Below are 14,316 nucleotides of genomic sequence, written 5' to 3'. Positions count from 1 at the left end.
ATACGTGACGAACGGCCTCAGTCGATCTAAGGGGTCTTGATGCCACGTTATCTGATTGTCGACGACCATCCGCTCTTCCGTGAAGCCCTGACCAGCGCCCTCGCCCTGGCGGGCCCTGACACCCAGACCGTCGACGCTGCCGATTTCGCAAGCGCGCTTACCATTTTGCATGAGCAGAAAGCGTTCGACTTGGTTCTTCTCGACCTGGCGATACCCGGTGTCAGCGGTTTCGAAGGCCTTCTGGCCATAAGGTCGCAGTTTCCGCGCCTCCCGGTCGTGGTCATCTCAGGTCACGAGGATTCCCGGGTCATTTCGGAAGCGCTGTCTTATGGCGCCGCCGGTTTCATTCCAAAATCCGTGCGCAAGCAGGAGCTGACCATCGCCGTCCAGCGCGTCATGGCCGGCGCAGTCTATGTGCCTGATTTCTATGAGCCGCCGAACGATCATGCGGACGACAGCGGACGCAAGGCCATGATCAGCAAGGTGTCGACATTGACCCCACAGCAATTGCGCGTCCTGCAAATGCTCCGAGAGGGGCTCTTGAACAAGCAGATCGCCTATGAGCTCGGGGTGGGAGAAACCACGATCAAGGCGCATGTTTCCGAAATCCTGCGCAAGCTGAACGTCTACAGTAGGACCCAGGCGGTCATCGAAGTCACCAAGCTCGATATCGCGGACTTGAACGCCTTTGCGCGGGACAATCCCTAGTGCGCTTTGGGCGGTAGTCCCTCACCTGATCTCACTCGGCCCTGCCGGCCGCGAGCAGATGCTCGACGAGGGCGCGGAACTCGGCTGGTTTGAGCGGCTTGTACATGACCTCGATGTCGCGGGTCTTGCAACGGGCTTCGAGGCCAGCCGAAGGATCGGCGGTCACGATCAGGGCAGGAAGCTGCCGGCGAAGATAATAGCGAATGTGCTCGATCGTCACCGAGCCGAGATCGCCATGATCGAGGTGCTGGTCGGCGATCACGATGTCCGGCCGCCATGCAGGATCGGCAAGCAGCCCGATCGCCTCGCTGCTGTGGCTCGCGATCCGCACCGAGCAATGCCAGCTCTCCAAAAGGGTCAGCATAGCCTCCATGACCGAGCGGTCATTCTCGATCAGGAGCACGTTGGCCCCGAAGAGATGGTTGGAGATCGGCAGCCGGGGCGCGTATTCGCGGGTTTTCCCCCGCACCAGATCGGGCTGGCCGAATGGCACGTAAAGGTGAAATGCCGTGCCGTGCCCGGGGCGTGAGGTAAAGGTGATGTGGTGACCGAGCGCCGACACCATGCGCTGCACGATCGACAGCCCGAGGCCCAGGCCCGGCGTGCCTCCAAGGTCGCCACCGGCCGGCATCGTGCCGCGATGGAATTCCTCGAAGATCGCTTCGTATTGGTCTTCGGCGATCCCCATGCCGGTGTCGACGATGTCGATGCGCAGAAGCGCGCCACGTTTGCGGGCACCGATCAGCACCCCGCCACGGCTCGTATAGCGGATGGCATTGGAAATGATGTTCTGGAGCACCCGTCGCAGCATTCCCCGGTCGGACCGCACGATCGCATCGGTCGGACGGAACCGGATATGGAGGCCCTTCGCGGCGGCGATCTGCTGGAAATCGCTGCTCAGGCTTCCGAGCAACGCATCGAGTGGCAGGTTCACGATGTCCGGTTTCATCACGCCGCTGTCGAGCTTGGCAATGTCGAGCAACGTACGCAGCAATTCGTTCATGGTGTCGAGAGACTGCTCGACCTGTCGAGCAAGCTTCTTGCCCTGATCGCTCGTCTGCAAATCCGCCAGCGCGGAAATGGAAAGATGCGCCGCATTGAGCGGCTGCAGCACGTCATGGCTTGCCGCTGCGATGAAGCGCGTCTTTGAAATATTGGCCGCCTCGGCTGCTTCCTTGGCGGCGCTCAAGGCGCGGTTCGTCTGTTCGATACGCCGCAACGCGCTCGTCAGTTCGTCAGTCCGCTGCCTCACCTGCGCTTCGAGGCCGATTGCAGTCTGGAACAGCGAAAAAGCATTGCCCTGCTGGTCCATGGAACGCTCGACGCGCTCGATAAGCGCGGTGTTGATCTTGCGAAGCTTCTCGACATCGTCGATCCCGAGCGTATCGCGCATCCGCTTCACTCCGATGCCGCCGGGCTCGCCGCAAAGGCGATCCCCGTGAAAGTCTGGTTGAGATGCATCGACCGGTATTGCTCGCCATAGGTCCCGAAGCCGATGATGTTGTTCTCGCGATAGAGCGAGGAGATCGCGGCGAGACTTTGCCGGTTCTGAGCGTCGAGACGACGCAGGACGCAATCGAAACCAAGCACGACATCGATCCCGCCGAGCCCGGCCGCCACGTCGTGCAGTTTCGCCCGCGTCGATTCCACCATGCCCATCGGTTCCGCGAGCGTCAGAACGATCCCGTTGTCGATCGCGCAGAAGAAGGTGAGCGAGCCATCCTCGTTGGCTTTCTGGATGGAGCGGCAGAAATACTCCCCGCCGACCCGGACCACCACGGGGTAGGAGGCAAAGCTCATCGGCGTCAGCGATGCCGCATCGAGGCCGATGGCCTGGGCGTATGCCGCAGCCGCCGGCTCGGCATTGATCTCGTGGACGGTGCGCGTGTCCGGATCGGACGCGGTCACCACCAGCTTTCGGCTGGTCGGATTGAAGTTCTCGGTCTTGAACACATCGAACGGCACAGCGCTGTGCACGAGCATCAGGATCGCGCAGTCGGTCACCACGTCGCCATTGTGAATGAGCGTCGTTTTCTCGAACCGCAGATTGTCGCCGGCCGAACCTCCCACCAGCGGAATTTCATCGAGGCTCCAGTAGAGCGCCGAGGTCACCGCTTCCTCGGCGCGGGACAGACCATCGATCAGCACGACGCCGAAGGTGCGACCGCCGGCGAACCGCTTGGGTTCGAAACTGCGACGCAACTGGCGCACGTCCTTGACGACGCTTTCCATGCGCGCCGTGGAGATGTCGCGGATCAGGCAGGCCGATGCGCTGAACTTGTCCGAGGGAAACAGCATGGCAATGATCGAGCCTTCGCCATAGCCATCCGGCGTGATTTCACCTGCCGTCGAACAGCCCACATAGCGCAGACCTGGCGCGTGTTGCGCCATGCTGGCTGCTATCTCGTGGGGGTCGATGGCGTCCTGGGAAAAAAAAAGCGAAGCGAGCTCGGCGCCTGCGACCCCCGCCTGGACCGCAAGCGTGCCCGCGAATTCGTCCAGCCCGATATCGCTGCCGTGGATGGCAACGATGCCGCACGCATAAGTCGTGATATGGCAGGTCATCCGGCCATTGCCTCTCGCCTCTTCCTGCGGCCACTATTCGCCCCGGACCGCGCGCTTATCAAGCACTGCGCCTGCCGCGGCCGACCATCCAAAGTACAATGTCCTTTTCTCAGGGCCATGCCATTGTTCGCCACGCTCCCGCATGGTGGCTCATACAGCCACATGGTGCGAGAGCCAGAGAAGGTCACCGACGATCATCGTCTGCCGTCGACCTTGCATAACGAGCCCTTCCGCGCAAACTATCGCTGCGGGGCGTCGGATTGCATGATCGATGTCGATGGCGCCTCACGTTCGGTCGACGAATGACAGCGAGTTCAAGGGGAGGAACCCGAATGACGAAAGTTGCGATGAAGGTGAATGGGCGTCAGGTCTCAGGCGAGGTCGAGGGACGCACCCTTCTCGTTCATTTCCTTCGTGAGAATCTCGGACTGACGGGAACGCACGTTGGTTGCGATACGACCCAGTGCGGGGCCTGCACCATCCACATGAACGGCCAGGCGGTGAAGGCTTGCACGATCCTTGCGGCACAGGCCGAAGGTACCGAAATCGTCACCATCGAAGGCATTGCCACGGGTGGGGAGCTGCATCCGATGCAGGCTGCCTTCAAGCAGCACCATGGCCTGCAGTGCGGCTTCTGTACGCCCGGCATGATCATGGCCTCGATCGACATCGTCAATCGCCATGGTGCCGACCTCGACGAGCAGACCGTTCGTCACGAGTTGGAAGGCAATATCTGCCGCTGCACCGGCTATCACAACATCGTGAAAGCAGTTCTGTCCGCTGCCGGTTCGCAAGAGCAGCGCCAAGCCGCGGAATAAGCAGACCGGCGCAGGTCGGGCTGTGGGCAGCGCCATAGGCGCGCCTCACGAAGCGGCATTGCCTGCGTTTTCTCGGAGGAATTGGCCGGTTTCCGGCCCCCGGATCTTGAGGAGGAATTGATGGGTATCGAAGGTATTGGCGCCAGCGTTCTGCGCAAGGAAGACAAGCGTTTCATCACAGGCAAAGGCCGCTACACGGACGACATGGTCGTTCCCGGCATGAAGCACGCCGTCTTCGTGCGCTCGCCCTATGCTCACGCCAAGATCGTCAGCATCGACACGAGCGAAGCCGAAGCGATGCCGGGCGTGATCGGCATCCTCAACGGCAAGCAGTTGACGGAAGACGGCATCGGCAATTTGATCTGCGGCTGGATGGTCCACTCCAAGGACGGCTCGCCGATGAACATGGGCGCATGGCGTCCGCTGGCACAGGACACCGTCCGCTATGTGGGCGATGCCATCGCGATCGTGGTGGCCGACACCCGGGCACAGGCACGCGATGCCGCCGATCTCGTCAATATCGAATATGACGAACTGCCAGTCGTCACCGGCGTCGAGGATGCGCTGCGCGACGGCGCTCCGCAAATCCATCCCGAAGCCAAGAACAACCTGATCTTCGATTGGGTGCTCGGCGACGAACAGGCAACTGCCGACGCGTTCTCCAAGGCGGCGCACGTCGTCAAGCTGGACATCGTCAACAACCGCCTCGTGCCGAACGCCATGGAGCCGCGCGCGGCTCTCGGCGTCTACGATGCGGCGGAAGATCACTACACCTGCTGGACGACGTCGCAGAACCCGCACGTCGCCCGCCTGGTCATGAGCGCGTTCTACAACGTCGCGCCCGAAAACAAGCTGCGCGTCATCGCACCCGATGTCGGCGGCGGCTTCGGCTCGAAGATCTACATCTATCCGGAAGAGATCGTCTGCCTGTGGGCCTCCAAGCGCACCGGCGTACCGGTCAAGTGGAACTGCGATCGCACGGAAGCCTTCCTGACCGACGCCCATGGCCGTGACCACGTGACCCATGCGGAGATGGCGTTCGACGCCGACCACCACATTCTCGGCCTCAAGGTCGAGACCAAGGCCAATCTCGGCGCTTACATGTCGCTCTTCTCGTCGGCGACGCCGACCTATCTCTACGCGACCCTCCTGTCGGGCCAGTACAACATCCCGGCGATCCACGCGAATGTGAAGGCGATCTACACCAACACGGCGCCTGTCGACGCCTATCGCGGTGCGGGCCGTCCGGAGGCGACCTACGTGATGGAACGCATGATGGAGACGGCGGCGCGCGAATTGGGCGTTTCCCCGCCTGAACTTCGCCGCAAGAACTTCATCCGCTCCTTCCCGCACCAGACCCCGGTCATCATGGCTTATGACACCGGCGACTTCGAAGCATCGCTGAACGCCGCAATGCAGGAGATCGACTATAACGGCTTCGCCGCCCGTCGCACCGATTCTGAAAGCCGCGGCAAGAAGCGCGGCATCGGCATGAGCTGCTACATCGAGGCCTGCGGCATCGCGCCGTCTGCCGCGGTCGGTTCGCTTGGCGCCGGTGTCGGCCTGTGGGAGTCGGCTGAAGTGCGCGTCAACGCAGTCGGCACGATCGAAATCCTGACCGGCTCGCACAGCCACGGCCAGGGCCACGAAACGACCTTCGCGCAGCTGGTGGCGGAACGCTTCGGCGTCGGGATCGACAGTGTCAACATCGTCCATGGCGACACCGACAAGGTGCAGATGGGCATGGGCACCTACGGCTCTCGCTCAGGAGCCGTCGGCATGAGCGCGATCGTCAAGGCGCTCGACAAGGTCGAGGCCAAGGCCAAGAAGATCGCAGCCCATCTGATGGAAGCGGACGAAGGCGACATCGTCATCGAGAACGGCGAGCTCAAGGTTGCCGGCACCGACAAGACGCTGCCCTGGTTCCAGATGGCACTTGCGGCCTACACTGCGCACAATCTGCCCTCTGGCATGGAGCCAGGCCTGAAGGAAGGCGCGTTCTACGATCCGTCCAACTTCACGTTCCCGGCCGGCTGCTACATCTGCGAGGTCGAAGTCGATCCCGACACGGGCAAGACGGAAATCCTCAATTTCGTAGCGGCCGACGATTTCGGCAACATCATCAATCCGATGATCGTCGAAGGTCAGGTCCATGGCGGTCTCGCGCAGGGCATCGGCCAGGCAATGCTGGAAGGCTGCCACTACGATCCGCAGACGGGACAGCTGATCACGGCAAGCTACATGGATTACACCATGCCGCGCGCCGACGACCTGCCGTCGTTCCAGATCTCGCACCAGACCACGCCATGCCCGGGCAATCCGCTCGGCATCAAGGGCTGCGGCGAGGCTGGTGCGATCGGGTCGCCACCGGCGGTGATCAACGCCATCACCGACGCGATCGGCACCAACGTGCTCAGCATGCCGGCATCCCCGCAAAAGGTCTGGGCAGCCCTGCACAACGCCTGACAACGCCATCAGAAAGCAGAGGATTGAAGAGCAAGCGGCACCGTAGCGACTGAACCCTGCGAGCCCTTGCCCTTCGTCTTCAGGGAGACATCCAATGTACCAAACGAATTACCATCGTCCGACCTCGGTTGAGGAAGCCGCAAAGCTCGTGAGCTCCACGGAATCGGGCAAGTTCCTGTCTGGCGGCATGTCGCTTCTGCCTGCCATGAAGCAGCGTCTCGCCGCGCCGTCAGATCTTGTCGACCTGCGTCACGTCGAGGAAATGAAGGGCATCACGGTCAATGGCCGTGATGTCCGCATCGGTGGCGCCGTCACGCATTTCGAGATCAAGGATTCAGACGAGATCAAGTCGGTCTGCTATGGCCTGCACCACATGGCGAGCGTGCTTGGCGATCCGCAGGTGCGCTACATGGGCACGATCGGCGGTTCGGTCGCAAACAACGATCCAGCGGCCGATTACCCCGCCGCGATGATCGCGTTGGATGCCACGATCCATACCAGCAAGCGGGCCGTCAAAGCCTCCGAATTCTTCGTCAGCCTGCTGGAAACCGTACTTGAAGACGATGAAATCGTGACTGCCGTCTCGTTCACGGCGCCTGAGATTTCCGGCTACGAGAAGTTCCGCAACCCTGCATCGCGCTATGCCATGTGCGGCGTCTTCGTCGCGAAAACCGGCTCGAACGTGCGTGTCGGCGTTACCGGCGCCGGCTCGGACGGGGTCTTCCACTGGGAGGAGGCAGCGCAAGCATTGTCGGCGAATTTTGCGCCCGACGCCGTCGCCACTCTTTCGGTCGATCCGGGTGGCATGCTTTCCGACCTTCACGGATCCTCGGAATACCGCGCCAATCTGGTGAAGGTGATGGCCAAACGCGCAGTGGCTTCAGCCAAGTAATTGCGTCGACATTGACCTGCACGAAGGGCCGGAGCGCAAGCTGTCGGCCCTTTGTCTTGCCTGAGTGATCCGACCTTCGGCCCGCAACAGCAAGTCGGGTTACGACCTTCGCCCGTGGCCAACGCCAATGCCGTACATTAGAACGGTTGTAGGGAAGGAAGGCTTGCGTAACTGTGCGACGGGTCGTCGCATTTCCTCGTTTTCTGCAGAGAAAGCAGGCCTTTTGCTATGAATTGGGGCATCCAACCTTGACTTAGAACGGTTCCAAACCGAAAACGGGTTGCAGTCAGTGGAGCGTGTGACGATGGATTTCGACGGATTTTTCCAGAACGCATTGGACGGCCTTCGTGAAGAAGGACGTTACCGTGTGTTCGCCGACCTGGAACGGCGCCAGGGGGAATTTCCGCACGCGACCCGTTATACTGAAAATGGCGAGCAGAGCGTCACCGTCTGGTGCTCGAACGACTATCTCGGCATGGGCCAGCATCCGAAGGTGGTGGCTGCCATGAAGGAAGCGATCGACCGCTGCGGCGCAGGCGCCGGCGGTACCCGCAACATCTCCGGCACCAACCACTATCATGTCCTGCTCGAGCAGGAGCTCGCTGATTTGCACGGCAAGGAATCAGCGCTCCTCTTCACCTCGGGCTATGTCTCCAACTGGGCGGCACTCGGCACGCTCGCCTCGAAGATCCCCGGCTGCATCGTCTTTTCCGATGCCTTGAACCACGCCTCCATGATCGAAGGCATCCGCCACTCCAAGGCCGAGCGCGTCATCTGGAAGCACAACGATGTCGCGGATCTGCGTGCCAAGCTCCAGGCAGCCGATCCGAAGGCGCCGAAGCTGATCGCGTTCGAGAGCGTCTATTCGATGGATGGCGACATCGCGCCGATCAAGGAGATCTGTGACGTCGCCGACGAGTTCGGCGCCATGACCTATCTCGACGAAGTCCACGGCGTCGGCCTCTACGGACCGCGCGGCGGCGGTATCGCCGAACGCGAAGGCCTGATGCACCGCCTGACGGTGATCGAAGGCACGCTGGGCAAGGCGTTCGGCGTGATGGGCGGCTATATCGCTGCCTCCACCGCGCTTTGCGACTTCGTGCGCTCCTTCGCCTCCGGCTTCATCTTCACCACCGCGCTGCCGCCGGCTCTTGCCGCGGGCGCGCTTGCCTCGATCCGCCATCTGAAGCAGAGCCAGATCGAGCGCATGCGTCATCAGGACCGCGTTGCCCGCGTCCGCGCCCGCCTCGATGCCATTGGCATTCCTTATATGCCGAACCCGAGCCACATCGTGCCGGTCATGGTCGGCGATGCGGCCAAGTGTAAATGGCTGTCGGATCTGCTGCTCGACAATTACGGTATCTACGTTCAGCCGATCAACTATCCGACGGTACCGAAAAAAACGGAACGCCTGCGTATCACGCCGTCACCGTTCCACAGCGATGCCGACATCGATCATCTCGTGTCGGCTTTGTCGTCGCTCTGGTCCCGTTGCGCCTTGTCGCGCGCCGTCGCCTGATGTCCATCAAAGCGGCTTGAGCATCCTCGAGCTGCCTCAAATCCTCAAGCTGCGTGGCGCAGGCCGGCGATTTCTTCGGCAGCGATGACGCGTGCCTCCGCATCGGCCGCATACACGGCATCGATCCGCGTCGCGGCACCCGCTCCGGCCATACGCGCCATTGTGCGCTCCACCACATCCGCCATCTGAAGAAAGCCGATTTCTTTAGCCAGAAAAGAGTCGAGGGCCGTTTCCTTGGCGCCGTTCAGCACGGCACCGGCAAGACCACCGCGCTCCATCGCTTCACGCGCCAGCCGCAGCGCTGGAAACCGCTCTTCGTCCGGCACCTGAAAATCCAGCCGTGACAATTGCTTGAAATCGAGCCGCTCGACCGGCAGGTTCCGCCGTTCCGGATAGGCCAGCGCGTAGCCGATCGCCGTGCGCATGTCGGGCGCGCCAAGCTGCGCCAGCATCGAACCATCCGCATAGCCGACCATGGAATGGATGATGGACTGCGGGTGAATGACCACTTCCACCTGATCCGGCCGCAAATCGAAAAGATGCTGCGCCTCGATCATTTCGAGCGCCTTGTTGAACATTGACGCGCTGTCGATGGATATCTTTCGGCCCATGCTCCAGTTCGGATGCGCGGCCGCGTCATCCGCGCTCACCTGCGCCATTTGTTCGAGCGTGTGATTGCGGAAGGGACCGCCCGAGGCTGTGAGAACGATACGTTCAAGGGCCTCGTTTCCCCCGGCCGCGAGACATTGGTGGATCGCATTGTGCTCGCTGTCCACAGGCAGCAGCCGTCCGCCACCAGCTGACATTTCCCGTTTGAACAACTGACCCGCCGACACGAGACATTCCTTGTTGGCCAGCGCGATGTCGGCGCCCCGCCGCGCGGCGGCGAGCGTTGGCGCAAGGCCGGCCACACCCACGATGGCCGCCATCACGATGTCCGCCTCGCGTTCACCGGCTTCGATCAGCGCGTCGGCACCTGCCCCGCAAGCGATGCCGGTGCCGGAAAGCTCCGTGCGCAGCGCATGGTACCGATCTTCGTCAGCTGTGGCCACGAAGTCCGCCCCGAGCGCGATCGCCTCCCGCGCAAGGACTTCGATATTGTCGCGCCCTGTCAGCGCCGTGATCTTGAACGTGTCCCGCCCGCCGAGATGGCGCACGACGTTCAGCGTGCTCGCCCCGATGGATCCTGTCGCGCCGAGAACTGTGAGGCGGCGGCGTTCTTGAGAAGTCTGTGTCATGCCGGCGACTATCCCGTCTGGCCGTCGCTTCGTAAAGCCCTGCCGATCTTTGAAGCCTTCACGCAGCTTATGCCAGCCAAAACCGGGCGATCGGCCTTACTATTCGGACGAATTGAGCGATCTTTCGAACCCAGAAATCAGAGGTTAACGCTTGCGATAAGAATTTATGAACTGTATTCAGCCTATTGAGGTCGCTTGATCAGTGACCGCGGGGATTACCGCATGACGATTCGGGCAGGGTGGACAGCCGACATGCGCTGGCATCGACTTCTTGTGGTTTCGGGGCTTTGCCTCACATTGGCGGCATGCAGCAACGACACGCTTTCCAGCGTTTCGAACAAGGTCGAACATCCGTTGCCGACGAAGGTCGTCAACCGCATGAAGGCCTACGACATGACCGAGGCCTCACCGATCATGATGCGCATCTTCAAGGAAGAGAGCGTTTTGGAGGTCTGGAAGGCGAAAGCGAACGGCCGCTTCGAAAAGATCGCCGAATACGACATCTGTAAATGGTCGGGTGAGCTTGGACCGAAGCAGGTCGAAGGCGATCGTCAGGCGCCGGAAGGCTTCTACACGGTCAACCGTCACCAGATGAACCCCAATTCCAGCTACTATCTCTCGTTCAATCTGGGCTATCCGAACCGTTTCGACCGCGCCCATGGCCGCACCGGCACCAACCTCATGGTGCATGGCGCCTGCTCATCCGCCGGCTGCTATTCGATGACGGACGAGCAGGTCCTCGAAATCTACGCATTTGCCCGCGAAGCCTTCAAAGGTGGACAGGAGAATTTCCAGGTCCAGGCACTGCCGTTCCGCATGACGGCTGAAAACATGGCGCGTCACCGCGACAACCCGAACTACGCCTTCTGGGAAATGCTCAAGGTCGGCTACGACCATTTCGAGCTGACCAAGACGCCGCCGAAGGTCGACGTCTGCAACAAGGAATACATCTTCAACCAGGTTCCGACAGAGCCGAACGCGGTCTTCGACGCCGCCGCCGCCTGTCCCGCGACCTCCACGCCTCAAAGTCTGCAGGTCGCCTACCAGACCTATGTTCAAGACTATGAAGCAGCGTTCCAGGAAGCTCTGGAGAAGCAGACCGGCCAGCGCCCGGGCCGCTCCGGTTCGCTTTCTCGGCTGTTGCCGGCAAACCAATCGAGCCCGGCTTCCGTTGCCGCCGCAACGGCTACGACCGCCACGACTGTCGTGCCTGCTGCCGCTTCACCGGCCGTCATCGCGCCTGCAACGGCAGGTGCCACCGTTCCTGTGCAGCCTGCACAGCCCGCTGCGGTTCCGGTTCCCACCGAAGCAAGCGCACCTGCCGCATCGGCACCGATGACGACGACCGCGCTGCCCGTTCCCGCCGCCAATCCGCTCGGCACTTCGACGTCGCTTTACGCAGCGCCGCCTCCTGCGCCCGCCCAGCAGGTCGCGGAACGCCCCCGCTGGTCGCTCTGGGGTCGGAATTGACGTCTGGATCAGGCGAAACGATCACCTACGACCTCAAAGGCCTGAAATGCCCGCTGCCCGTCCTCAAGACGCGCAAGCGCATGGCCGCGCTGGCGTCAGGCACGCGGGTGCTGGTCGAAACGACCGACCCGATGGCGGTCATCGACATTCCCCACTTCTGTCAGGAAAGCGGCAATCGGCTCATTTCCACTGAAACGGTGGAGAGCGGACACCGCTTCTGCATCGAGAAGGCTTGAACGCCCGCTTATTCGTGAGATCCGGTTGCTAGAACCGGTGACCCGGCACGACGAGCGGGTTGGATTCCAGCGCAACGCGATCGGCCCGATCCGCAGCCGGTTGCCCGGCGAAGGCGCCGAAAAGGTCCCGCACGAAGTCTTCACCCAGATCGCGCGTGATCACGACGATGCGCGTGCGGCGATCGCTATCCGGCCATGACGGCAATCGTGCCGGCGGATGGAAGGTACCCTGGACGCCATGAATGACGAGCGGGCGCTCCGGATTGTCAGACAGCGCGACGATGCCCTTCATGCGCAGCACCCGTTCGCCGTGGGCCGAGCGCAGGAGATCGATGAACATCGCGATCGCGTCGCGATCCACCAGACCCTCATGCACGAGCGTAAAGGCGCGGATGCGCGCATCGTGGCGGTTTACGTCGTGATGATGGTGGTGATGGTGACCCGCCGCCGCAATCGCCTCGTCGCGCAGCCAGCGCTGCACGTCCGCCGTCTTTGTCTCGGGATCGTAAAGCCCGCAATCGAAGAGCGCCGCATAGCCCGTCTGCGCCTCCTGAGCATCGAGAAGCGGCGCTCCGGGATTAAGCGCGCCGATGCGCTGGCGCAGCGCGTCGACCGATGTATCGTCGGCCAGATCCGTCTTGGTCAGCACGATCCGATCGGCGACCGCTACCTGCTTGACCGCTTCTTCGTGCCGGTCGAGCGTGCCCATCCCGTTCAACGCGTCGAGCGTGGTGATGACGCCGTCGAGGCGGAGGCTGTCCGCCAGGACCGGATGGCCCATCACGGCCTGCAAAACCGGCGCCGGATCGGCAAGGCCAGTCGTTTCGATCACGATACGGCGCAGGCGCTCGATGCGACCCGTCTGCAGCCGATCGACCAGTTCCGCCAGCGTATCCACCAGTTCGCCGCGCACCGTGCAGCAAAGGCATCCGTCCGACAGTTCGATCACGCCATCGCTCGACTGCTCGACCAGCAGATGGTCGATACCGACATCGCCGAACTCGTTGACGATCACCGCCGTGTCCGTGAGTTGCGGATCCTTGAGCAGGCGATTGAGCAGGGTCGTCTTGCCCGAGCCGAGGAAGCCGGTCAGGACCGTCACGGGAATGGGATCGTGGCGCTTCAAGGGCGCGGCCTCGGAAGTGGCAGCGGAACGTCGAGCGAAGGCCGAAGCCCGTCTGTCTCCGTTTCGCCTTCCGGCGCTGATGTCGCAAGCGAGGCCTCCATGGGCGCTGAATCGTCCTCGAGCTCGACCAGCCGCGGACGTGGCGTAGGGATCGGCACATCCACCTGGATCGCCGCCACGCGTCCGCCTGTTCCACCAAGCGCAACCGCGACGGGCTCAAGCTCGCGCTCGAGCGGCCGGATGAAAGAAGAGCTCAGGATCAATTCGCCGTCATCGTCGCGGCCTTCGGATCGTTGAGCGGCCGCCTCGGGCGAACAGATCTGCGGGCGCAGATCCGCAACTTCGGCGTTACCCTCGCCATAGGGCTGCAATTGGGTGATGGGCGTTGCACTGGCCGGCACCTGGCCCGTCAAACCTTCCTCCAGCAATCGGGCGGATTCTTCCGCACGGTCGGCCAAGCTTTCAGCCCCGAAGACGACGGCGACCACGGACTGGCCATTGCGACTTGCCGACGACACCTGGTTGAAGCCCGAGGAGCAGATGAACCCCGTCTTCATGCCATCGGCACCCGGATAACGTCCGATCAGCATGTTGAAGTTGGGATAGATGTCGCTGCCGGCCTGGATGGCCTCGATGCTGAAATAGTTCGAGTACTGCGGAAAGTCGCGCTTGATCGCGAGCGCCAGCAAGGCCATGTCGCGCGCCGTCGTGTACTGGCCTTCGCCTGGCAGGCCATTGGCATTGATGAAGCGGGTCGAAGTCATGCCAAGCCGCTCTGCCTCGGCGTTCATACGCGCAACGAAGTTCCTGTCGGTGCCGGCGAGCGACTCCCCGATCGCCATCGCCACGTCGTTCGCCGACTTCACCATGATGATCTTGATGGCGTTGTCGAGCGTCATCGTGGCGCCTTCGCCATAGTACATCTTGCTCGGCGGCTGTGCGGCGGCGCGCGCGCTGAGCGTCACCGGCGACGTGAGGTCCGCCTCGCCGCTCTCGATGGCGCGCAGCGCGAGATAGGTCGTCATCAGTTTCGTCAGCGAAGCCGGATACCAGCGCTTGAACGCATCCTCGTGCTCGATGACCCGGCCGCTCTCGACATCGACCAGCATGCGTGGCGCAGCATCCGCAGCCGACAAACCGGCTGTCGAAGAGAGAAGCCCCCCCGAAAGGAGGATGGCGGCGAACAGATGTCTAGCGCGGCTTTGCAGCACGTCATGCATTCCTTGGACAGTGGCGGCGAAGCCGAAGGCCGTACTTAACCTATATGGCGCCACCGTG

At 62.2% G+C, this 14,316-nt stretch carries 12 protein-coding genes; 7 read left to right on the top strand and 5 right to left on the bottom strand.

Annotated elements, in window-relative coordinates:
- Window positions 1–39 precede the first annotated feature (39 nt).
- On the top strand, window positions 40–708 hold the full coding sequence (locus GC125_RS04175; protein ID WP_151984176.1) for a response regulator transcription factor: 669 nt from the start codon (window positions 40–42) through the stop codon (window positions 706–708).
- A gap of 31 nt (window positions 709–739) precedes the next feature.
- On the opposite strand, the gene GC125_RS04170 is transcribed toward GC125_RS04175, so the two are convergent.
- Entirely contained in the window at window positions 740–2,101 is a 1,362-nt protein-coding gene (locus GC125_RS04170) for an ATP-binding response regulator (protein ID WP_151984175.1), read from the bottom strand.
- A 5-nt stretch (window positions 2,102–2,106) separates the two neighbouring features.
- Complete coding sequence (locus GC125_RS04165; protein ID WP_151984174.1) at window positions 2,107–3,273, bottom strand: FIST N-terminal domain-containing protein; 1,167 nt, start codon at window positions 3,271–3,273, stop codon at window positions 2,107–2,109.
- Window positions 3,274–3,605: 332 nt separating this feature from the next.
- Here GC125_RS04165 and GC125_RS04160 point away from each other — a divergent pair, with 332 nt between their 5' ends.
- The 4 genes from GC125_RS04160 to hemA all read left to right on the top strand — a co-directional run bounded on the left by GC125_RS04160 (window position 3,606) and on the right by hemA (window position 8,968).
- A complete protein-coding gene (locus GC125_RS04160; protein WP_151984173.1) occupies window positions 3,606–4,091 on the top strand; it encodes a (2Fe-2S)-binding protein in 486 nt (161 codons plus the stop codon).
- Between the two features lie 120 nt (window positions 4,092–4,211).
- On the top strand, window positions 4,212–6,557 hold the full coding sequence (locus GC125_RS04155; RefSeq protein ID WP_151984172.1) for a xanthine dehydrogenase family protein molybdopterin-binding subunit: 2,346 nt from the start codon (window positions 4,212–4,214) through the stop codon (window positions 6,555–6,557).
- Between the two features lie 94 nt (window positions 6,558–6,651).
- Window positions 6,652–7,449: an FAD binding domain-containing protein gene (locus tag GC125_RS04150; protein WP_151984171.1), complete on the top strand. Its 798-nt coding sequence runs from the start codon at window positions 6,652–6,654 to the stop codon at window positions 7,447–7,449.
- A 298-nt stretch (window positions 7,450–7,747) separates the two neighbouring features.
- Window positions 7,748–8,968 carry a 5-aminolevulinate synthase gene (gene hemA, locus GC125_RS04145; protein WP_502706085.1) on the top strand — a complete coding sequence of 407 codons (1,221 nt, stop codon included), beginning with the start codon at window positions 7,748–7,750 and terminating at the stop codon, window positions 8,966–8,968.
- A gap of 44 nt (window positions 8,969–9,012) precedes the next feature.
- Here the strand turns inward: hemA and dxr are convergent, their stop codons facing one another.
- Window positions 9,013–10,206 carry a 1-deoxy-D-xylulose-5-phosphate reductoisomerase gene (gene dxr, locus GC125_RS04140; RefSeq protein WP_151984169.1) on the bottom strand — a complete coding sequence of 398 codons (1,194 nt, stop codon included), beginning with the start codon at window positions 10,204–10,206 and terminating at the stop codon, window positions 9,013–9,015.
- A 222-nt stretch (window positions 10,207–10,428) separates the two neighbouring features.
- Between dxr and GC125_RS04135 the strand changes: the two genes are divergently transcribed.
- Window positions 10,429–11,676 (top strand): L,D-transpeptidase family protein, encoded by a 1,248-nt coding sequence (locus tag GC125_RS04135; protein WP_286165359.1) that lies wholly within the window; start codon window positions 10,429–10,431, stop codon window positions 11,674–11,676.
- Entirely contained in the window at window positions 11,673–11,912 is a 240-nt protein-coding gene (locus tag GC125_RS04130; protein ID WP_286165358.1) for a sulfurtransferase TusA family protein, read from the top strand. The genes GC125_RS04135 and GC125_RS04130 overlap by 4 nt, the downstream gene beginning before the upstream one ends.
- 28 nt (window positions 11,913–11,940) lie before the next feature.
- Here the strand turns inward: GC125_RS04130 and GC125_RS04125 are convergent, their stop codons facing one another.
- Both GC125_RS04125 and GC125_RS04120 read right to left on the bottom strand, forming a co-directional pair.
- Entirely contained in the window at window positions 11,941–13,038 is a 1,098-nt protein-coding gene (locus GC125_RS04125) for a CobW family GTP-binding protein (RefSeq protein WP_151984168.1), read from the bottom strand.
- Entirely contained in the window at window positions 13,035–14,246 is a 1,212-nt protein-coding gene (locus GC125_RS04120; RefSeq protein WP_502706084.1) for a D-alanyl-D-alanine carboxypeptidase family protein, read from the bottom strand. Before GC125_RS04120 ends, GC125_RS04125 begins: the two co-directional genes overlap by 4 nt.
- Between the last annotated feature and the right edge of the window lie 70 nt (window positions 14,247–14,316).

The sequence above is a fragment of the Rhizobium sp. EC-SD404 genome, from assembly GCF_902498825.1.
Classification (GTDB): domain Bacteria; phylum Pseudomonadota; class Alphaproteobacteria; order Rhizobiales; family Rhizobiaceae; genus Georhizobium.
This window is presented reverse-complemented; position numbering and strand designations above follow the sequence as displayed.